The sequence below is a fragment of the Hymenobacter negativus genome (assembly GCF_016056375.1).
Classification (GTDB): domain Bacteria; phylum Bacteroidota; class Bacteroidia; order Cytophagales; family Hymenobacteraceae; genus Hymenobacter; species Hymenobacter negativus_A.
The window spans coordinates 37,249-57,093 of the sequence record NZ_JAEDAE010000008.1; the positions used below are offsets into that span (position 1 = coordinate 37,249).

The 19,845-nt window shown below is 60.1% G+C and carries 17 protein-coding genes; 8 read left to right on the forward strand and 9 right to left on the reverse strand.

The window, feature by feature from the left end:
- Positions 1–31 precede the first annotated feature (31 nt).
- Positions 32–2,266 (forward strand): S9 family peptidase, encoded by a 2,235-nt coding sequence (locus I7X13_RS16015; protein WP_198076245.1) that lies wholly within the window; start codon positions 32–34, stop codon positions 2,264–2,266.
- 358 nt (positions 2,267–2,624) lie between these two features.
- Positions 2,625–3,707 carry a T9SS type A sorting domain-containing protein gene (locus I7X13_RS16020; RefSeq protein WP_198076246.1) on the forward strand — a complete coding sequence of 361 codons (1,083 nt, stop codon included), beginning with the start codon at positions 2,625–2,627 and terminating at the stop codon, positions 3,705–3,707.
- 105 nt (positions 3,708–3,812) lie between these two features.
- On the opposite strand, the gene prmC is transcribed toward I7X13_RS16020, so the two are convergent.
- Positions 3,813–4,670: a peptide chain release factor N(5)-glutamine methyltransferase gene (gene prmC, locus I7X13_RS16025; protein ID WP_198076247.1), complete on the reverse strand. Its 858-nt coding sequence runs from the start codon at positions 4,668–4,670 to the stop codon at positions 3,813–3,815.
- 55 nt (positions 4,671–4,725) lie between these two features.
- Here prmC and ribD point away from each other — a divergent pair, with 55 nt between their 5' ends.
- Positions 4,726–5,760 carry a bifunctional diaminohydroxyphosphoribosylaminopyrimidine deaminase/5-amino-6-(5-phosphoribosylamino)uracil reductase RibD gene (gene ribD, locus I7X13_RS16030; RefSeq protein ID WP_198076248.1) on the forward strand — a complete coding sequence of 345 codons (1,035 nt, stop codon included), beginning with the start codon at positions 4,726–4,728 and terminating at the stop codon, positions 5,758–5,760.
- 152 nt (positions 5,761–5,912) lie between these two features.
- On the forward strand, positions 5,913–6,395 hold the full coding sequence (locus tag I7X13_RS16035) for a GAF domain-containing protein (protein WP_198076249.1): 483 nt from the start codon (positions 5,913–5,915) through the stop codon (positions 6,393–6,395).
- 161 nt (positions 6,396–6,556) lie between these two features.
- On the opposite strand, the gene I7X13_RS16040 is transcribed toward I7X13_RS16035, so the two are convergent.
- The 4 genes from I7X13_RS16040 to I7X13_RS16055 all read right to left on the reverse strand — a co-directional run bounded on the left by I7X13_RS16040 (position 6,557) and on the right by I7X13_RS16055 (position 11,188).
- Positions 6,557–7,219, reverse strand: coding sequence for a phosphatidylserine decarboxylase family protein (locus I7X13_RS16040; protein WP_198070015.1), 663 nt, complete (start codon positions 7,217–7,219; stop codon positions 6,557–6,559).
- A 260-nt stretch (positions 7,220–7,479) separates the two neighbouring features.
- Entirely contained in the window at positions 7,480–8,766 is a 1,287-nt protein-coding gene (locus I7X13_RS16045) for a Glu/Leu/Phe/Val family dehydrogenase (RefSeq protein ID WP_198070014.1), read from the reverse strand.
- A gap of 322 nt (positions 8,767–9,088) precedes the next feature.
- Complete coding sequence (locus tag I7X13_RS16050) at positions 9,089–10,078, reverse strand: phosphatidate cytidylyltransferase (protein ID WP_198076250.1); 990 nt, start codon at positions 10,076–10,078, stop codon at positions 9,089–9,091.
- Between the two features lie 129 nt (positions 10,079–10,207).
- Positions 10,208–11,188: a CPBP family intramembrane glutamic endopeptidase gene (locus I7X13_RS16055; RefSeq protein ID WP_198076251.1), complete on the reverse strand. Its 981-nt coding sequence runs from the start codon at positions 11,186–11,188 to the stop codon at positions 10,208–10,210.
- Positions 11,189–11,328: 140 nt separating this feature from the next.
- Between I7X13_RS16055 and dusB the strand changes: the two genes are divergently transcribed.
- Together dusB and I7X13_RS16065 are read left to right on the forward strand one after the other, a co-directional pair.
- Positions 11,329–12,321: a tRNA dihydrouridine synthase DusB gene (dusB, locus tag I7X13_RS16060; protein ID WP_198076387.1), complete on the forward strand. Its 993-nt coding sequence runs from the start codon at positions 11,329–11,331 to the stop codon at positions 12,319–12,321.
- 188 nt (positions 12,322–12,509) lie between these two features.
- Positions 12,510–13,712 (forward strand): ATP-binding protein, encoded by a 1,203-nt coding sequence (locus I7X13_RS16065; protein ID WP_198076252.1) that lies wholly within the window; start codon positions 12,510–12,512, stop codon positions 13,710–13,712.
- Between the two features lie 129 nt (positions 13,713–13,841).
- On the opposite strand, the gene I7X13_RS16070 is transcribed toward I7X13_RS16065, so the two are convergent.
- The 4 genes from I7X13_RS16070 to I7X13_RS16085 form a co-directional block, all read right to left on the reverse strand.
- Positions 13,842–14,903: a lipocalin family protein gene (locus I7X13_RS16070; RefSeq protein WP_198076253.1), complete on the reverse strand. Its 1,062-nt coding sequence runs from the start codon at positions 14,901–14,903 to the stop codon at positions 13,842–13,844.
- Between the two features lie 44 nt (positions 14,904–14,947).
- Positions 14,948–15,481, reverse strand: a complete 534-nt coding sequence (locus I7X13_RS16075) for a carboxypeptidase-like regulatory domain-containing protein (protein WP_198076254.1) — start codon at positions 15,479–15,481, stop codon at positions 14,948–14,950.
- Between the two features lie 230 nt (positions 15,482–15,711).
- Positions 15,712–16,419, reverse strand: a complete 708-nt coding sequence (locus I7X13_RS16080; protein WP_198076255.1) for a carboxypeptidase-like regulatory domain-containing protein — start codon at positions 16,417–16,419, stop codon at positions 15,712–15,714.
- Positions 16,420–16,469: 50 nt separating this feature from the next.
- Positions 16,470–17,333 (reverse strand): carboxypeptidase-like regulatory domain-containing protein, encoded by an 864-nt coding sequence (locus tag I7X13_RS16085; protein WP_198076256.1) that lies wholly within the window; start codon positions 17,331–17,333, stop codon positions 16,470–16,472.
- 114 nt (positions 17,334–17,447) lie between these two features.
- Between I7X13_RS16085 and I7X13_RS16090 the strand changes: the two genes are divergently transcribed.
- Positions 17,448–17,969, forward strand: a complete 522-nt coding sequence (locus I7X13_RS16090) for a hypothetical protein (protein ID WP_198076257.1) — start codon at positions 17,448–17,450, stop codon at positions 17,967–17,969.
- Positions 17,970–18,042: 73 nt separating this feature from the next.
- Positions 18,043–19,827 (forward strand): amino acid permease, encoded by a 1,785-nt coding sequence (locus I7X13_RS16095; protein WP_198076258.1) that lies wholly within the window; start codon positions 18,043–18,045, stop codon positions 19,825–19,827.
- Positions 19,828–19,845: the final 18 nt, after the last annotated feature.

Genomic DNA, 19,845 nt, shown 5'->3' on the forward strand with positions numbered 1-19,845 from the left:
CGACCTTATTTCGATTTTGTTTTTATCGCCTATGCGCTTACGCTTTTTCGCGCTGGCGGCCCTGCTGGCCGCCAATGGTCCGGCCCTGGTGCCGGGCCTCGCTCCTACCCTCGCCCACGCTCAGCAGAAGCTGCCCCTCACCTTAGAAGACATCTGGGCCAAGCCCACGTTCCGCTCGGCCTCGGTGCCGGGCTTCAACTGGATGAATGACGGCCGCTACTACTCGGCCCTGGAAAACGGCAGCTTGGTGCAGTACGAGGTGACCACCGGCAAAGCTGTGCAAACCTTGGTAGCGGCCGCCGAATTGCAGCTGGCCGGCGCACCGCTCAACGTGGACGGCTACTCCTTCAACGCCAACGAGCAGAAAATCCTGTTTACCACGGGCACCGAGCCCATCTACCGCCGCAGCGCCCGCGCCAGCTACTACGTGTTCGACCGCGGCAGCAAGAAGCTGACGCCGCTGAGCGCCGGCGGCAAGCAGGGCTACGCCACCTTCTCACCCGATGGGCAGCGCGTGGCCTTCATCCGCGACAACAACGTATTCGTGACCGACCTGGCCACGATGCAGGAAACCGCCGTGACGACCAACGGTGTAAAAAACAATATCATCAACGGCTCAGCCGACTGGGTGTACGAAGAGGAATTTGGCTTTGCGCAGGGCTTTTTCTGGTCGCCGGATAGCCGGCAGATTGCCTTCTATACCTTCGATGAAAGCCAGGTGCCCGAGTACGACATGCAGGAATGGGGCGGGCTTTATCCCAAGGAATACCGTTTCAAATATCCCAAGGCCGGCGAGAAAAACTCGGTGGTGAGCGTGAGCAGCTACGACGTGGCCAGCGGCAAAACCACCCGGATGGACCTGGGGCCGGTGGCCGACCAGTACATCCCGCGCCTGATGTGGACGCGCGTACCCAACACGGTGAGCATCCAGCGTCTGAACCGCTTGCAGAACAAACTCGAAATCCTGCACGGCGACGTGACCACCGGCAAAACCAAAGTGGTGCTCACGGACACTAACCCTGCCTACGTCGAAATCAACGACGATTTGAACTACCTCGAAGGCGGCAAGCAATTCCTGTTCACCAGCGAGAAGGACGGCTACCAGCACCTCTACCTGCACGACATGGACGGCAAGCCGGTGCGGCAGCTCACGAAGGGCAACTGGGAAATCTCGGCCATCAACGGCTTCGACCCCCAAACCGGCTACGTGTACTACACCAGCACCGAAGGCTCGGCCCTGCAGCGCCACCTCTACCGCGTGAACCTGAGCGGCAAGGGCAAGCAGCGCATCAGCGAAGCCGGCCCGGGCACCGACGTGGTGAACATAAGCCCCGACACGAAGTACTTCCTGAACGTGCACTCCTCGGCGGGTGTGCCCACGGTGAGCAGCCTGCGTGAGGGCAGCACCGGCAAGCTGGTGAAAACACTAGAAGACAACGCCAAGCTCAAGCAAACCCTGACGCAGTACGACCTCGGCAAGCTCGAATTCCTGACCTTCAAAACCAGCGAAGGTGTGGAGCTGAACGCCTGGATGATTAAGCCCAGCAACTTCGACCCCGCCAAGAAATATCCCGTGCTGATGCACGTGTACGGCGGCCCCAGCTTCGGCACCAGCAGCACCCAGACGGTGCTCGACAACACTGGCGGCGGCACGGCCCTCACCAACTACCTCTGGCACCAGATGCTGGCCGAGAAGGGCTACATCGTGGTTTCGGTAGAAAACCGGGGCACCTCGGGCCGGGGCTCGGCCTTCCGCAAGGCAACGTACGCCAACCTGGGCAAGCTCGAAACCATCGACCAGGGCGAGGGCGCGAAGTACCTGGCCACGCTGCCTTACGTGGACAAATCGCGCATCGGCATCTGGGGTTGGAGCTACGGCGGCTACATGACCTCGCTGGCCATGACCAAAAACGCCGACCTCTTCAAGATGGGCATCGCCGTGGCCCCGGTCACGAACTGGCGCTACTACGACACCGTGTACACGGAGCGCTATCTGAAAACACCCCAGGAAAACCCCGGCGGCTACGACGACAACTCGCCCGTGCAGTTTGCCCAGAACCTGCGCGGCAAGTTCCTGCTGGTGCACGGCACCGGCGACGACAACGTGCACTTCCAGAACTCCATCGCCTTCGTAGATGCCCTCATCAAGGCCAATAAGGACTACCAGACGCTGTACTACCCTAACCGCAACCACGGCATCTCGGGCGGCAACACCCGCCTGCACCTTTATCGCCAGATGACGAATTTCGTGCTGCAGAACCTATAATACCGGTTCTGCTCATCCTATCTAAAGGCCGACCTGAAATATCAGGTCGGCCTTTTTGTATTCATTCAGACATAATAAATGGGAAATATTTGCATTTTTTAATGATTTTATTTAAGACCATAAATTCCCAGGCCCACACCACTGCACTGACTGGCAAGCACATAAAATCAAATAATTGAATAATCATTCGTATGCCATTGCTATAGTAACAAATCAAATAATTTATTTTATATAAATCTTCTAATACGGTACAATTAAGACAATTTTTTAATAAAAAATTGACATATTTTTGAACCTTCTAAAACACGGGGCCTATTGATTGAGGCCTCACACTCCTAACCTCTCAACTTTTACTGCTATGCGACACTATTACGTCAACACCCTTTTACTAATCGGAATTGCCGTGAGCACGGTCACCTCTGTGTTCGCTCAAACGCCGGTTGTCCCATCTGTTTCGGCTGTTGCAAAAGACCTGACTGCAGTCATTACTCCGGCCCAGCCTGTGGCAGTAGTAAACGCTCAACAACTCAATAATGGCAGTTCGGTCACTTGCGGCGCACCATCCTATCAGATACTGAAAGATGGGCCCGTTGCCGGCTCGGTTTACGGTGCCGCCTATGAGTATTATACGCTCTCCATGACGGCCCCTGCTGGCACGACGTTTACTTCCATCGATTTTGCCAGCTACGGACTGCCAATCCCTGGGCTCGATGAGAATTTTGGGCTACCGACTACTGGCTATGCCCTTGGTTCCTGCGATGCTGCTAACAGTGTGGACGTTGTAGGCTCGTACCTGCTTGGCCAAAATAGCGCTGCCATTCCGGCTGTAAATGCTACTTTCGGCATCGACCCTTGTGGCGTAGCCAAACGGCTTTACGCAAAAGCTTCGTACATTAATGGTACGCCTGCAAGCTCACTTGCCTTCACCGCGGCGGGTACTTACCCCGTAGTGCTCGTCGTGCAGGATGGCTGTGGCACGAGCATCGCCCGGGCTACAGTGACCGTAATAGATGCCCGGTGCGGCAACAAAAACAACAAGGTTAACCTGTGCCACAACGGCCAGCAAATTTGCATAGGAGAAGTGGATGTGCCTTCTCACCTGGCTCATGGAGACAGCTACGGAGAATGCCGCACAAACTTCTCACCTGCCGCGGCTAAGGTTGCGGCTTCTGCCGCCGACATGGTGGTGCAGGCTTTGCCTAACCCCACCACCGATGGCCAGTTTCAGGTGCACGTGCAGGCAGCCTCGACCGGCCCAGTACAGGTAAACTTATTTGATATGCAGGGCCACCTCGTCAGTCAGCTCTACAATGGCCGCATGGAACTTGGTGAGCAGCGCGACTTCGCCATTGACCGCCCCGATATGGTGAAAGGCCTCTACCTGGTGCGCGTAGAGAATGGCACCCAAGCTCGTTCGCTTCGGATTGAGGTGCAGAAGTAAGACCGCCCCGAACATAACATCACGCCAAAAGAAAAGCCCTGGCTTATGAGCCAGGGCTTTTCTTTTGGCCATCTGACAAGAAGGGTCTCGGAATTATTCCCAACCTTACCGCCGGATGCCGCGCACTACCCGCGCCTTGCCGAACATATCGGGCAGCACGCGCACGTCCTCAAAGTCCTCCGGCGTGAGTAAGGAAGCCGTTTCAGCCCCCAGGGCTTCATTGATTTCCAGGTAAATGCTTCCGCCGGCGCGTAGCAGTACCCGCCCCACTTCGGCCAGCCGGCGGTAGAATAGCAGCGGGTCCGCATCGGGCACGAACAGCGCGGTGCCGGGCTCCCAGGCCAGCACGTTGTCACGCATTCCGGGCCGCTCGCTTTCGCGCACGTAGGGCGGGTTGCTCACCAGCACATCCAGCGAGCCGGAGGCAATTCCCTGGGGTAAGCTAGTCAGAATATCAAGCTGCTCGAATGTCACCTGCGGCGCATAGCGGGCCGCATTGCGCTGGGCCACGCTCAGCGCTTCGGCCGAAATATCTACGGCCAGCACCTCGGCAGCGGGCAGCAGGCGGGCCAGCGCCAGCGCCAGGCAGCCCGAGCCCGTGCCCACGTCGAGCACGCGCAAGCCCACCCGGCTGGCCTGCTCCTGCTTGATGAGATACACCAACTCTTCGGTTTCGGGGCGCGGAATGAGGGTGGCGGGCGTCACTTCCAGCTCCATTTCGGCAAAGTGGGCAGTGCCTAGCACGTACTGCACCGGCTCGTGGGCCAGCAGGCGCGCCAATAGCAGCTCCAGCGCCGCTTCTGCGCCTTCAGCAACAGGCTTTTGGGCGTCCATCATGCGCTTTAGGGCATCCATTTGCAACAGGTGCTCCGCCACCAGAGCCGCGATGGCCTGCGCTTCGGGCTGGGCATAGATGGCTTGTAGCGCCGTGGTAATTGAGTCGGTGAATTGGCGAACGTTCATTGCGGCAAAGGTAGCGCCGCGCCCCAGCGGCGGCCCGGCGCTTACCTTCGCGCCCATGGAAAACGATGATGCCCTGTTCATGCGCCGCGCCCTCGATTTGGCACTGCTTGGCACCGGCCACGCCCGGCCCAATCCCCTGGTCGGCTGCGTGGTCACGCACGAAGGCCGCATCATCGGCGAAGGCTGGCACCAGCAATACGGTGGCCCCCATGCCGAAGTAAACGCTCTGGCCGCCGTAGAAGACCAGGAAATGTTGAAGAAAAGCCGCGTCTACGTGACGCTGGAGCCCTGCGCCCACCACGGCAAAACCCCGCCCTGTGCCGATTTGCTTATCGCCAAAGGCGTGCCCGAGGTGGTGATTTGCAACGAGGACCCCTTTCCACTGGTAGCGGGCCGCGGCATCGAGAAGCTGCGTGCCGCCGGCGTGCACGTCGAAACCGGCCTGCTGGGCGAGGAAGGCCGCTGGCTGAACCGGCGTTTTTTCACTTTTCACGAGAAAAAACGCCCTTATCTGGTGCTGAAATGGGCCGAAACGGCCGATGGTTTTCTGGCCGGCCGCTACTTTCAGCCGGTGCAAATCAGCTGCCCGCAGGCGGGGCTGCTCACGCACAAGTGGCGCACCGAGGAGCAGGGCATCTTGGTGGGCACGCGCACGGCCCTGCACGACAACCCTCGCCTGAGCGCCCGCGACTGGCCCGGTGCCCAGCCCACCCGCCTTGTCATCGACAAAAACCTGAGCCTGCCGCCCACCCATCATTTGCTCGACGGCTCGCAGCCCACCCTTATATACACCTACCGCCAGCCCTACCACAAGGCCAACCTCGACCTCGTGCACCTGTCCGAGGCCGACGACCTCATGCCCCAGGTGATGGCCGACCTCTACGAGCGCCAAATCCAATCGGTGCTGGTGGAAGGTGGCCCCACGGTGCTCAACGCGCTGATAAACGCCGGCATATGGGACGAAATTCGGGTCTTTCGCTCGCCCATGAAGCTGGGCCAGGGCATTGCCGCCCCACGCCTGGGCCACGGCGGCCTGCGCAGCGTCGAAAACGTTGGGACCGATGAGCTGTTCTGGTACGTGAACCAGTAAGTTTTTCTATTTCACGCCGGTCATCCTTAGCTTGCGAAGGACCATATTACCGCTGCATGGTTAGCAGCAAATTCAAAAGTGAGAACGTGATAAAGTCCTTCGCTGCGCTCAGGGTGACCGGACTCTGCAAGCAATTAATAACTGAAAATACCATGGCCGAAACCCTCGCCCTCGACACCACGCTCACCAAAGCCGAGCAATACCGGCAGCTGCTGCCCCAAATCGAAGCCCTCACCACCGGCGAGCCCGACCTCACCGCCAACCTGGCCAACACGGCTGCCGCACTACGCCAGGCATTCGGCTTTTTCTGGGTCGGCTTCTACCTGGTGAAAGGCGATGAGCTGGTTCTTGGCCCGTTCCAGGGCCCGATTGCTTGCACGCGCATTCGCCATAGCAAGGGCGTGTGCGGGGCCAGCTGGGCACAAGCCACAACCATCCTCGTACCCGACGTGGAGGCCTTCCCCGGCCACATCGCCTGCAGCTCCGATTCGAAATCAGAAATCGTGGTGCCCATCCTCAAAAACGGCCAAGTCGTGGCCGTGCTCGATGTAGACAGCGACCAGCTCAACGACTTCGACCACGACGACCAGGCGGCACTGGAGCAGCTGATGACGCTGGCCGCACAATGGTTCTGAACCACGGATTCATCCGGATTTTTCGGATTGCACGGATTTCGTAGACGAACCAACTAAACAACAAAAAGGCCACCGCGAGGTGGCCTTTTTTACTTAAAGCGTTTGCCGTAAGTGACGTTCACAAAATCCGTGCAATCCGAAAAATCCGGATGAATCCGTGGTCAGACCTTCAGCTGGCAAATTACCGTTTCGCCACCTTTCACCTTCTGGCCCAGCTCCACTTTCACTTCGGTGTCAACTGGCACGAATACATCGACGCGCGAGCCGAACTTAATGAAGCCAAACTCCTCGCCCTGGCTCACTTCGTCGCCCTCGTTCACGTACCACACAATGCGGCGGGCCATGGCCCCGGCAATCTGCCGGAAAAGCACCAGCGGGCCGGCATCGGACTCCACCACCACGGTGGTGCGCTCGTTCTGGGTGCTGCTTTTGGGGTGCCAGGCCACCAGGTAGTTACCGGGATGGTACTTAAAGTACTTCACCAGGCCCGAAATGGGGTTGCGCGTAACGTGCACGTTGATGGGCGACATGAAGATGCTGATTTGCTTGCGCTCATCTTCAAAATATTCAGGCTCGAATACGTTTTCAATCACCACCACCTTGCCATCGGCCGGAGCCAGCAGCAGGTCTTCGTGGGTAAACAGGTGCCGGAACGGGCTCCGGAAAAACTGAAGAATCAGCAGAAAGATGATGACCGTGGCCCCGGCAAAGAGCCGGTTCACCAAATCCTGGCCCCGATTGAACTGAAACATGAGCAAATTGAGCGCCAGCAAAATCAGCAGCGTAACGAACAGAATGCGTCGTCCTTCTTTGTGAATCTTCATATAGCACGGCTTGAAACGAACGCCCCGGCGTGGCTTGCGCCGTCCTTCGGTTCAGGAATTCGGTTTCAGATGAAAAAGCTACTCAGCCGCGCAGAACCGGGCCGACTGATGAGGTAAACGGTGTAAACGGAATATCCGGGCAAAGGTCGGTACAGAAATCAGAAAGGCACGAACCGAGCGGCCCGTGCCTTTCCAGCAAGCAAGTACGGAAGAACGCCGAATAAATCTGCGTTCTTCGCAAAATCTAGCTAACTATTTGATTAGAAGCCGCCGCGGAACTTATACGTCTGGGCTACTTTGTCGATGCTCACCACGTAGGCGGCGATGCGCATCGGAATTTTATATTTCTGGCTGGTCTGGTACACCTTCTCGAAGGCGTCGTTCATGATGCGGTCGGCGCGCTCGGTCACCATTTCCTCGGTCCACTTGAAGCCCTGGCGGTTCTGTACCCACTCGAAGTACGACACGGTCACGCCGCCCGAGTTGGCCAGAATATCCGGCACCACGAGGATGCCCTTCTCGTTGATAATCGGGTCGGCCGAGGCCGACGTGGGACCGTTGGCACCCTCCACGATGAGCTTGGCCTTAATGTCGCGGGCGTTGTGCTCGGTGATGACGTCTTCCACGGCGGCGGGCACCAGCACGTCCACGTCGGAGGTCAGCAGGTCGTCGGCGTCCATAGTGGTGGCGCCGGTGAAGCCTTCGAGGCGGCCGTTGTGGGCATTTTTGTAGGCAATGGCTTCGTCGATGTTGATGCCATCGGCGTTCCAGTAAGCGCCCGAAATGTCGCTCACGGCTTTAATTTTCAAGCCTTTATCGAAGAGCAGCTTGGCGGCCCAGGAGCCTACGTTGCCGAAGCCCTGCACGGCGGCCGATACGTCGGTCGGCTTCAGGTTCAGCTTTTTCAGCGCGGCCAGGGTCGACACCATTACGCCGCGGCCGGTGGCCTCGGTGCGGCCCAGCGAGCCGCCCATTACCAGGGGCTTGCCGGTGACCACGGCGGGCGAAGTGGCGCCTACCGTCTTCGAGAATTCGTCCATCAGCCAGGCCATTTCGCGGGGGCCGGTGCCCATGTCGGGGGCCGGAATGTCACGGTCGGGGCCAAACACGTCTTTCAGGGCCAGCGTGTAGGCGCGGGTGAGGCGCTCGAGCTCGCCGGGGCTCATGGTGGTGGGGTCGCAGATGATGCCGCCCTTGGCACCGCCGTAGGGGATATCAACCACGGCGCACTTCCAGGTCATCCAGGCTGCGAGGGCTTTCACCTCGTCGATGTGCACGTGCTTGTCGTAGCGGATGCCGCCTTTGCTCGGGCCGAGGATGGTGTTGTGAATCACGCGGTAGCCTTCGAATACGCGCAGCTTGCCGTCGTCCATCGTCACGGGCAGGTTCACGATGACCTGCTTATCGGGGGCTTTGAGCACGTTGTAGGTTTCGTCGTCGAGGCCGAGGATTTCGGCCGCGATGTTGAAACGCGACATCATGGATTCGAGCGGGTTTTCGCGGTCCATTATCGGAGCCGGCTCCTTGTACACAGTGTGAGCTGCCATTCGGGAAGGGGGTTTAGGAGTGTGGTTGGGTGGGAATATGAGTACGGTTTCGCGCCGCAAAGGTATTGCTTTTGGCAAGATGACGCAGGCAAAGCTTCCCAAACGTTTGGGAAAACATTAACCGCCTGTCATTGCGAGTGGAGCGCAGCGCAACGCGGCAATCTGTCCTGTCATAACCAGAAACGCTCTTTTAACAGAAAGCCCCGATACTTTGCAGTGTCGGGGCTTTCTGTTAAAAGAGCGTTTGTCACATCTCAGGGTTGGTCGCATTCAGAGGACGGATTGCCGCGTTGCGCTGCGCTCCACTCGCAATGACAGGCGGCTACCCCGCCAGCAGCTGCAGCAGCGCCAGCACCGGCAGCACCAGCAGAAACGCGTCAAACCTATCGAGCAGGCCGCCGTGGCCGGGCATAATGCTGCCCGAGTCCTTCACCCCCACGCTGCGCTTGAGCATGGACTCGGCCAAATCGCCAAGAGGCGCGAACACGGCCACCACGCCGGCCGCCACGAGACGGTGCATGAGGGGCATGTCGGGCAGCATGTAGCCGATGGCCCAGCCCACCAGCAGGGTCATGGCGAAGCCGCCGGCCCAGCCTTCCCAGGTTTTGCCGGGCGAGATTTGGGGAGCCAGCTTGTGCTTGCCAATGGCCCGGCCCACGGCGTACGCGCCGATATCGGAAGCCCAGATGAGGAAGAGCAGGGCGAAGACGCGGCGGTAGTCGTAGCCCCCTGGTTTGAAGGCAAGGACAATAAGTGCCGTCATTGGCACACTGATATAGAGCAACCCGGTAATGGCGGCGCCCATGTTTGCGAAAGGTTGACTGTACTTGGGCCAAAGAAACATTTCGCGAATCAGCAGAATCACCGTTGTTGCGGTGAGCAGCGCGCCTGGAATGGCGAACAATGTCAGCCAGGTTTGCGACTGCCAAAAGGATGCCGTGATGTGTTCCGCGAGTTTATTTCCTTCGGGTGAACCGTCCGTTTTGGCCAGCGAAATGATGCTGTCGCCCATCAGGTAGTAAGTACCGAATAAAACGCTCCCAAACAGCGCTAAACTCACCCCCACCCCAATCCACGTAGCCGGCGCGTAGCCGCCCGCCCGCATCATGCGGTAGAACTCCCAGAGCATGATGGCCTGCACGGCGGCGAAGAACAGCCCGAACGTGAAGGGGCTGAACCAGACGCTGCCCAGCAGCAGCACGGCTCCGATGACGCCCCAGATGACGCGCAGGCGCAGGTTGCTGGGGCCGGCGGGCGCAGCGGTAGTTTCGGGAGTGGCGGCAGGAATGGTCTGAGGCGTAGAGTCGGGCAAAGTAGGAAGGGATGTAGAGACGCATAATTGCGTCTCGTCGTTGGGATTGGTATTTATAAAGGTGCCGTTACGGACGTTCAACGCAAGCCGTTCAACCTAAAGGTCAGCGGAGCTAACGCCGAGACGCAGTTATGCGTCTTTACCGCGCACGGCTACGCCCTCGCTGCTGAGGGTGAGCATGGCGGTGGGCGCGGCCGGGGCCGTGAAGTGCCGGTGCAGCACGTAGAGCAGGCCGGCTGAGAGCAGCGCCGAAGGAATTACCAGCGCCCAGGGCAGGGCATCGGTCGAGTCGGGGTCGAAGCCCCAGCCGAACTGGCCGCGCTGGGCCAGGTAGAGGATGAACAGCTGGAAGGCATTTTGGGTGAAGTGCGCGGCCATGCTCACCAGGATATTGCCGCTCCAGAGGTACAGGTACCCCAGCACCAGCCCCAGCACGAAGCGCGGCACGAACCCGAAAAACTGAAAGTGAATGGCCGAAAAAATGGCCGCGCCCAGCCACACGCCCACGTGCGGCGAAAACCAGCGCACCAGGTTGCGCTGAATCACGCCCCGAAACACCAGTTCCTCGGCCACGGCCGGCACCAGCCCAATCACCAGCACGCCCACCCAAAACCGCTCGAACGAATTAAATTTCGTGAGAAACTTGGTGAGCACGGCGGCCTTATCCTCACTGGCTCGCGCCCACACCTCAAACCCGTGCATACTGGCCGGGAAATGCGCCCCCGCGTTCCAGGCAATGATGGTGGACATGAACGGCAGTGTCACAATAATCAGCACCGCCACCACCAGCAGCCACCACGCCGCCCCCAGCCGACGCGGGCTGAAATACTCGGCCCAGCCGTAGCCCAACGCCGAGGCCAGCGCCACCGCCCCACCCGCCAACGCACAGAACAGGAGCACGCCCTGCATCATCATCAGCAGGCTCCAGCCCTGTGGGTAGGCGGTGGGGTTCAGCACGGCCCGCTGCATTTCGGGTATCGACAGGCCAAAGCCCCACTGCGCCCAGGCGAAGATGATGGCATAGCCCACGCAGGCCCCCGCCACCATAAAGGCCAGCAGCAGCAGGATTTGCAGGCCGGGGTGTAGCGTGCGGGGTAGGAAACCTTTCATAGCGGAGTGCAAGTTGGGAAGGGCGTAAATTTGCGTAAATCTAACGTGTCATTCCGACCGAAGGGAGGAATCTGGGAAATCTGCCAGTGGCCAAGCTCAGATTCCTCCCTTCGGTCGGAATGACAACTATCGCATCTCTCGTGGTCAACATAGGTCCCAACATTCAGCTTCCCGATTTTCCGCTCCTGCTCGCGCCCATGGAGGACGTGAGCGACCCGCCCTTCCGCGCCGTGTGCAAGGCCCATGGGGCCGATTTGATGTACACCGAGTTCATCTCATCAGAAGGCCTGATTCGGGCGGCGGCCAAAAGCCGCAAGAAGCTGGACATCTTCGATTATGAGCGGCCCATCGGCATCCAGCTTTTTGGCTCCGATGTGGAGACGATGGGCGAGTGCGCCGCCATCAGCACCGAAGCCGGGCCCGATTTGATTGACATCAATTACGGCTGCCCGGTGAAGCAGGTGGCCTGTCGGGGCGCGGGCGCGGCCCTGCTCCAGGACATCCCCAAGATGGTGGCCATGACGGCTTCGGTGGTGAAGCACACCCACCTGCCCGTGACCGTGAAAACCCGCCTGGGCTGGGACGAAGGCACCAAAAACGTGGAAGAAGTGGCCGAGCGCCTGCAGGACGTGGGCATCGCGGCCCTCACCGTGCACGGCCGCACCCGCGCCCAACTCTACAAGGGCGAGGCCGACTGGCGCCTCATCGCCAAAATCAAGGACAACCCGCGCATTCACATTCCCATTTTCGGCAACGGCGACATCGACTCGCCCGAAAAAGCCCTCGAATACAAGAACCGCTACGGCGTGGACGGCGTGATGATTGGCCGGGCCAGCATTGGCTACCCCTGGATTTTCCGCGAGGTGAAGCACTTTGTGAAGACCGGCGAATTGCTGGCCCCGCCCACCCTAGAAGAGCGCGTGGCCGCCTGCCAGATGCACTTCGACCGTAGCATTGAATGGAAAGGGCCGAAGGTGGGCATCTTTGAGATGCGCCGCCACTACGCCCACTATTTCCGCGGCCTGGAAGGGGCCAAGCAGTGGCGCACCAGCCTGGTGAATGCCGAAACCTCGGCCGACGTGCTGGAGATTTTGCAGGAAATTGCCAGCAGCAACGCCGTGCTGGTGGGGTAGCACATCTGTCAACGCCTGTCGTCCTGAGCGCAGCAAAGGACCTTACCACGCCTGACCGAGTTTGCAGCAATCAGCTCTACTGCAAGCCGTTCTTTAGTGATAAGGTCCTTCGCTGCGCTCAGGACGACAGGCGTGTTGCATGATAACCTGTTTACTGCCGTTCCTTTGCCTGCCCCGTATTCCCGTTCATGCTTCCGATTTACAGTCAAAAAACCCGCATCAAAATTCTGGTGGCCGTGCTGGCGCTGCTCATTGGAGCGGCCACGGTCATCTACACCAACCTGCTGGTGCAGCGCGTGTCGGAACGGGAGCAGCAGCAGATTCAGCTGTACGCCAAGGCACTACAATTCATCATCAACTCAGAAACGGACACCAATACGTTTGTTTTCAACGAGATTATCAGCGGCAATACCACGATTCCGGTTCTGCTCACCGACGGTACCAACGTGGTAAGCGCCAAAAACGTGGCCATGCCGAAGGGCATTTCCCCCGCCGACTCAGTGGCGCGGCTCGGGGCTGAGCTAGCGCTGATGAAGAAGCAACATCCACCTATTTTGGTGAAATTCGGCGGCGAGCAGGTAAACTACATCTACTACCGCGACTCGCAGTTGCTGCGGCAGCTGCGCACCTATCCGCTGGTGCAGCTGGTGGTGATTGGCTGCCTGGCCGTCATTGCGTATTTCGCGTTCAGCGCGTCGCGTCGGGCCGAGCAAAACCGCGTGTGGGTGGGCCTGGCCAAAGAAACGGCCCACCAATTGGGCACGCCCCTCAGCAGCCTGGTGGGCTGGCAAAGCTACCTGCGCGAGAGCGACCGGTTCCGCAGCGAGCCCATTGTAGACGAGCTGGGTAAGGATATTAGGCGGCTGGAAATCATCACGGAGCGCTTCTCCAACATTGGCTCGGTACCGGTGATGAAGGATGAAAACCTGTACCAGACCACCCGCAACGCCATCGAGTACCTGCAAAGCCGAGTGTCGAAAAAGGTCGTCTTCAAGATTGAAACCGACCTGCCGATGGACACCCCCGCCCGCATCAACGTGCCGCTGTTCGACTGGGTCATCGAAAACATCTGCAAAAACGCCGTAGATGCCATGGAAGGCCGCGGTTCCATCACGCTACACCTGCGCCGCGTGCGCACCCGCCGCACCTGGTACCGACGCGGCGCCCCGCCCCGCCAGGTCGCCATCGACATCACCGACACGGGCAAGGGCATCCCCAAAAACAAGCTCGAAACCGTGTTTATGCCCGGCTTCACCACCAAGAAGCGCGGCTGGGGCCTGGGCCTGGCGCTGGCCAAACGCATCATTGAGAATTACCACGAAGGCAAGCTCTTTGTGAAATGGAGCGAGGTGGGGCGCGGCACGACTTTTAGAGTGGTGTTGAATCAGTAGTGGCCTAACGTAGGGAATCTCACCCCCGACCCCTTTCCTTAGGGAGAGGGGAGTCAAGGCGGCATAACCATATCCAATCGTCAGCCTCCCCCTCTCCCAGGTAGAGGGGGCCGGGGGTGAATTTTACGCCTACCGATTCGTAATCTCCACATACGCCTTGCCCGTCACGGGCTGGCCATTGTGGGTGCCTTTCACGCGGCACATTCCCTCCCAGTAATACATGGTGAAGGCGTGGAAAAACCGTAGGGCCAACTCCTGCTGCGGCACCAGCGGCTCCACCGTGAGGTCGTAGCCCTTGCCGGGAACCTGAACGCGCCAAGTGGCGGGGTATTTCTTTTTGGAGGTGGGGCTGGTCCAGTACGTGAGGGGCGTGAGCTGGAAATCGGGGCCGGAGAGGTGCACGCTGGGGCCGGTAGCGCCGCTGAAGGTGCCGTTATTGAGTTTCTGACCAGTGGCGGAGTTGCGCAGGGTGTTCAGCATAAATTCCTCTTGAGGCTGGTCGAGCTGGATGCTGAGCCAGTCCCAGCCCACGTTTTTGTCCACGATGCTGGTGCAGTTCCACTGCCGGTCGTACCACAGTTCGCCGGCTACCTGGCGGGTTTTGCCGGCTACCGTGAGCGTGCCGGTGGTGGCCAAGCGCGGAAAGGAATAGTAGCCGGCCAGGATGCCGTTGCCATAGTTTTCGTAGCCGGTGCCGCTGTGCAGCACTACGTCGCGCGTAGGCTTGGTGACGAGGTCGAGGGCGTAGCCGGCATTGGCCTTGCCGGTGAGGGCAGCTTGCAGGTGGTAGGCCCCCTCCTGCCCGTCAAACTTCCAGGTTTCGCCGCGCTGGTGCTCGCGCAGCCGCAGCGGCAGCGAGTCGGTGAGTAGCACGGGCAGCCGGCCCAGCTTATAGTCGAAGTGGAATTTCTGGCCCTGTGGGTCGGTGAGGGCCACGTTCACCATCTGCCAGTCCTGGCGGCCGTCTTTCAGGTTGAAGTGGAAGAAAACGTATTCCACACCGAAATCTTCGCCGGTGGCCTGGTCGCGCAGGTGGCCGGTGAGGTACCACCATTCCAGCGAGTTTTTGGGGTGCACGGCTTCCTCGTGGGGTAGCTCGGCGCGGGTAGCAGTGGGATTGAAGCGGGTGGTGGGACGCGGGGCGGCACACGCCGCCAGCAGGCAAAGGAGGGCAACACACAAAACTTTCATACCCTTTTAGAAGGTATTTTGGGGCAGAAAGGTTTGCTAAATACTCAGCGGAACATTCCCATTGTGTGGCGCGAGGGCTTGTGCCGCTTTTGCAACCGAAGCAGGTACGGCTGGTTGCTGACCTTGTCAATCGGAGCCGTCGCATATTGGTAGTGCAAACCCAGGCGCGAAAAAACTGTCACCTGGATAGCGGTAGTAGAATCCAACGCTTCTGGCGCTACTACAAACCGAAAACTACCCTTTGCGTCCGTTGTCGCAACTACTTCTTGGAAGGCATTTTCCGAATCTAGGCTGACTTCCAAACCACCCACGGGGCTTCCATGCTGATTGACAACGGTGCCGCTAATAGTAATGAGTTCGGTGACATTGTTTACCTCTTTCCGCTGTTGCGTTGCAGAATCGGCGGCTTCTAGCACCGGCCCGGCCACCTGGCGCTGTATCGGGCCGGCTGTACTGATTGCTTGAGCATGGCCCGCAGGCACTGCCACCGCGCCGAAGCCCAATAAGGCTGCGGTAGCAGCCAACCCGCGCCGCCAGCCTGCCACCGGCCGAGTCGGCAGCAGCAACTGGCAGTTCAACTGTCCATTGCGGAAACGCCCACACGATATGGCCGGATACTACCGCAGATAAGTCAGGATTTCCGCATCGCTCATGCGGGTGAAATCGGCTACAGTCTCCTGACAACTGGCACAATAGCGGCCGGCGGCAGTAGGTGCCATTGCATCCCATTTTTCGCGGCAGGGCTTCGAAATAGAAATCATAGCGTCAGACGTTGAGACTTAGCTTTTGTCTGCTGGTGAAGCTGAAGCTACTTCTGCGGCGGGGCCACGGGCGGCTCGGGCATGCGGATTTTGCCCATTACCTTGCCCCGGTTCGGCACCGAGTCCAGGTGCACGGCCAGCGCGGCGGGCTGGGGCGTGGCCTTCAAGTTGAGCACTACATCCTTCGGCTGAAAATCAAACGGACTGCCCAGGAATTTCAGCGTCACACTGCCACCGGCAATGGGTGCCCAGTCGCGGGCCATCACCAACTCGAAATTGCCCTTCTCGTCGGTGGTGGTGCCGAATTGGGTGTCGTTTATCAGCACCCGCACGCCGGCTACGGCGGGGCCGCTAGCGCCGTCCAGCACCTGGCCGCGAATGATGATTTGGCGCGCCGGGGCGGTGGCTGGGTCGGTAGCTACGGTGGCGGTAGTGGGCACGGGCGGCTGCTGGGGCGGCTTGGTGGCGCACGACGTGGCCGACTGCCAGCCCAGCAACGCCAACCCGGCCAGCAGCCAGCGCCGCCAGCGCGTGGCCGGAGCCGCCGGGGCCAGCTGCGTGGCATTAGTTAGGGCGCATACGCGCCGGCCGCCCTGCCGAGCCATGAAGGCCAGGATTTCGGCGTCGCTCATACGGGTGAAATCCACCACTTCGGTGGCGCAGGCGGCGCAGTGGCGGCCGGCGGCGGTGGGCGACATATTGGCCCAGGGCTGAGCGCAAGGCTGCGGAATGGAAATGCGGGGGAGAGTAGCCATGCGGCTAAAGTAGCAGTTTTGGGGAAAGCAGCGGGCAGTTGGCTTTAGTATCAGTTGCCGCGAAAGGGCCGGGTGAGCCAGTATTTGCCCCAGTAATACAAGGCGCGTGGGTGCCAGGGAGCAGGCGGACGTACTGGAATATACATTTCCATTCCGCCCAATACCTGGGTATCCAACTGCATTATTATCAGCTGACCTGTTCCTCCATAACGCACCAATCTTTCTTCCGTAACAAAACCGACACTGCTGAATACAAGCACTATGTCTTTATTCGATAGTGCTTGCGGAACAGCCAGGACAAAGCTGCCATCCGCCACGGTAGATGTGCCCGTCGTAGTGCCTTTTATCAGCACCGTAACACCTGGAATGCTTTCGTGCGCCCTGGCATCGATAACAGTTCCTCGCAATGCAACCGGCACGGCGGCTAATGAGTCGAGGTGCGTCGAAGAATCATCTAACATTGCAGGCGCACCCATTGTAACCTGCTGCTCCTTCGTAGCGGAGTCACGCAACGGCGCGCTTTTTTCCTCACCCACCGGCGCGGAGGGCACCGGACCGCCCCAGTAGTGGGCGCGCCACTCGGCCGGTGCTTGCGCGTTTGCCTCCGTGCCGCTTCCCTCCCGCAGGCCCCACAGCGCCACGGCCGCCGCCAGCCAGGCCCGCCACCGCGCCGTTGGGGCAACCGGGACGGCGCGCTGCAACGGCCGTTCCAGCTGCCCCGCCGCGAAGCGCCCGCAAATGCGGGGGCTCGCGGCACCGGCCAAGTAGGCCAGGATTTCGGCATCGGTTTTTAGGGTGAAGTCGACTACTGTCTGAGCGCAGGCGGCACAGTGGCGGCCGGTGGCGGTGGGCGTCATCGAGGCCCAGTTTTCGTGGCAGGGCTGCGGAATGTGGATGGAGCGGGCAGGGCGCATGGGCTGACGAGCAAAAGCGGTTTCTTACCCGATGCCTGCCCCGGCGGCATTGCACACGCCGGTGGCCAAAACCTTGTATCTTAGTCATCGCTCCTTCCACCTAGCCTCTCCGCCATGTTCCGCACGCCACGCCTCGCGCCCCTGGCGCTCCTGCTTCTGCCCTTGCTAAGCCATGCCCAGACGCGCTCTGCCGCACTCGGGCTGGAAATTCCGGCTCCGGCCCCGCCCACGAAGGGGCATTTCCTCTCAGGGGCCTACGTGGTAGGCAACTACACGCCGCTACCTACTGCTTCCGGCTACGGCTACGCCATGCAGCCCTACCTGCGCTACCAGCTGGGCAGCAGCGCCACGGGCCGGCCGCGCCCATTCGTGCAATACACCTTCGTGCCCTACCGCCTGCAAGGCCCCGGCACCGGCATGCTCTATAACCCCGATGCCCTCCCTACTAACACAGGCTTTTCCCCGCTGGCGCAGCGTCCCGTTCCTTTTGGAGGCTACGGCGGCACCAGCAATTACGGCGGACTGGGCGCTTTTTCGGTGGGCATTCCGATGCAGATTGGGCGCGGCTCGGCCGTGCTGAACATCGGCGGCTCGCTGGTCGAAAGCGCGTTTATGCAGTCGCTGCATCCGAGGTAGGCGGGGCCGCGCGGGCCGCAACCCGCGCCGGGGCGTTATCTTTTGCCCCTCAAACCCGCCCTCCCACCTTAGCATGAGTTCTGAAAAGTCGCTTTTCCGCCGCAAAACCATCGCGGCCATTCTGCAAAACCCACCCGCCGACCACGAAGGCCACGCCGCCCCTGGCGGCCTGGCCCGTCACCTCACTGTGCGCGACCTCACGGCGCTGGGCATCGCGGCCATCATCGGGGCCGGCATTTTCAGCACCATCGGCAAGGCCAGTCTGGACGGTGGCCCGGCGGTGTCGCTGCTGTTTGTTTTTACGGCCATTGCCTGCGCTTTTTCGGCGCTGTGCTATGCGCAGTTTGCGGCCACCATTCCGGTTTCGGGCTCGGCTTATACTTACGCCTATGCCTCGTTTGGCGAATTGGCGGCCTGGATTATCGGCTGGGCCTTGATAATGGAATACGCGGTGGGCAACATCGTGGTGGCCATTTCGTGGTCCGATTACTTCACCGGATTGCTCGATGGCGTCGGGATTCACATCCCGCTCTGGCTTACGATGGGTACCCAAACCGGCCATGCCGGCTACGAGGCCGTGCAAACGCTGGTGCAAAGCGGCAAAACGCTGACTGAGGCCATGGCTGCCGTCTCGCCGGCCCAGCTCGACGGCTACAAGGCCTGGATGCAGGCCCCAGCCCTGACCGACGGCTTCCATCTGGTGGTCGACCTGCCCGCCTTCCTTATCACCGTGGCCATCACGGCGCTGGTGTACGTGGGCATCAAGGAAAGCAAAAACGCCTCCAACCTACTGGTGTTGTTGAAGTTGATAATCGTCTTCATCGTGATTGTGGTGGGCGCGTTCTACGTGCAGCCGGCCAACTGGACGCCCTTCGCCCCCAACGGCGTGGGCGGCGTGCTGAAGGGCGTGTCGGCGGTATTCTTCGCCTACATCGGCTTCGATGCCATTTCGACCACGGCCGAAGAGTGCAAGAACCCGCAGCGCGACCTGCCCAAGGCCATGATGTACGCCCTCATCATCTGCACGGTGCTGTATGTCATTATCACGCTGGTGCTTACGGGCATGGTTTCCTACAAAGAGCTGGGAGTGGGCGACCCGTTGTCGTTTGTGTTTGCCAAAGTGGGCTTGTCGCGTCTATCAGGCTTGGTAGCCGTGAGTGCGGTGTTTGCCATGGCCTCGGTGCTGCTGGTGTTTCAGCTGGGCCAGCCGCGCATCTGGCTGACTATGAGCCGCGACGGCCTGCTGCCCACGGTGTTTTCCAAGATTCACCCGCGCTTCCATACTCCCTCGTTTGCCACCATCGTCACGGGTTTTTTCGTGGCGGTGCCGGCCCTCATTCTGAACATGGATTTAGTGGTCGACCTCACCAGCATCGGCACGCTGTTCGCGTTTGCGCTGGTGTGCGGCGGCATTCTCATCATCGACCCCTACGGCCGCTCGGAGGCCCGCTTCAAGGTGCCGTACATCAACGGGCAGTGGCTGGTGCCGCTCATTCTGGCCATCGGCGCCTTCCTGATTGTGCGCTACAATGCGGCCAGCAACCACGAGTTCATGCTCGACGTCACCGGCGCGCGCGGCTGGATTGCCCACGATGCGCTGAGCGGCAAGGTCACGGGCGGCTTCGCCCACCAGATTCCGACGCTGGTGTTCTTCCTGTTCTGCATCGGCCTGTCAGTGCTCTCGTTCCGCAAAAAACTGTCGTTGCTGCCCACTCTGGGCCTGCTCATCAACCTGTATCTGATGACCGAGCTGGGCATTAGCAACTGGACGCTGTTTTTCGTGTGGCTGCTGATTGGCTTGGCCGTATATTTCGGCTACGGCTACAAAAATTCGAAGCTGAACCGGATAGCGGCGTAATTGGTTGCCGGGCAGCCG

What these genes read in the sequence shown, in the direction of transcription:
- I7X13_RS16015 (WP_198076245.1), top strand. Translation starts at nt 32, where the DNA reads ATGCGCTTACGCTTTTTCGCGCTGGCGGCCCTGCTGGCCGCCAATGGT.
- I7X13_RS16090 (WP_198076257.1), top strand. Translation starts at nt 17,448, where the DNA reads ATGTTCCGCACGCCACGCCTCGCGCCCCTGGCGCTCCTGCTTCTGCCC.
- I7X13_RS16020 (WP_198076246.1), top strand. Translation starts at nt 2,625, where the DNA reads ATGCGACACTATTACGTCAACACCCTTTTACTAATCGGAATTGCCGTG.
- I7X13_RS16055 (WP_198076251.1), bottom strand. Translation starts at nt 11,188, where the DNA reads ATGAAAGGTTTCCTACCCCGCACGCTACACCCCGGCCTGCAAATCCTG.
- I7X13_RS16070 (WP_198076253.1), bottom strand. Translation starts at nt 14,903, where the DNA reads ATGAAAGTTTTGTGTGTTGCCCTCCTTTGCCTGCTGGCGGCGTGTGCC.
- I7X13_RS16085 (WP_198076256.1), bottom strand. Translation starts at nt 17,333, where the DNA reads ATGCGCCCTGCCCGCTCCATCCACATTCCGCAGCCCTGCCACGAAAAC.
- prmC (WP_198076247.1), bottom strand. Translation starts at nt 4,670, where the DNA reads ATGAACGTTCGCCAATTCACCGACTCAATTACCACGGCGCTACAAGCC.
- I7X13_RS16095 (WP_198076258.1), top strand. Translation starts at nt 18,043, where the DNA reads ATGAGTTCTGAAAAGTCGCTTTTCCGCCGCAAAACCATCGCGGCCATT.
- I7X13_RS16065 (WP_198076252.1), top strand. Translation starts at nt 12,510, where the DNA reads ATGCTTCCGATTTACAGTCAAAAAACCCGCATCAAAATTCTGGTGGCC.
- ribD (WP_198076248.1), top strand. Translation starts at nt 4,726, where the DNA reads ATGGAAAACGATGATGCCCTGTTCATGCGCCGCGCCCTCGATTTGGCA.
- I7X13_RS16040 (WP_198070015.1), bottom strand. Translation starts at nt 7,219, where the DNA reads ATGAAGATTCACAAAGAAGGACGACGCATTCTGTTCGTTACGCTGCTG.
- I7X13_RS16080 (WP_198076255.1), bottom strand. Translation starts at nt 16,419, where the DNA reads ATGGCTACTCTCCCCCGCATTTCCATTCCGCAGCCTTGCGCTCAGCCC.
- I7X13_RS16045 (WP_198070014.1), bottom strand. Translation starts at nt 8,766, where the DNA reads ATGGCAGCTCACACTGTGTACAAGGAGCCGGCTCCGATAATGGACCGC.
- I7X13_RS16035 (WP_198076249.1), top strand. Translation starts at nt 5,913, where the DNA reads ATGGCCGAAACCCTCGCCCTCGACACCACGCTCACCAAAGCCGAGCAA.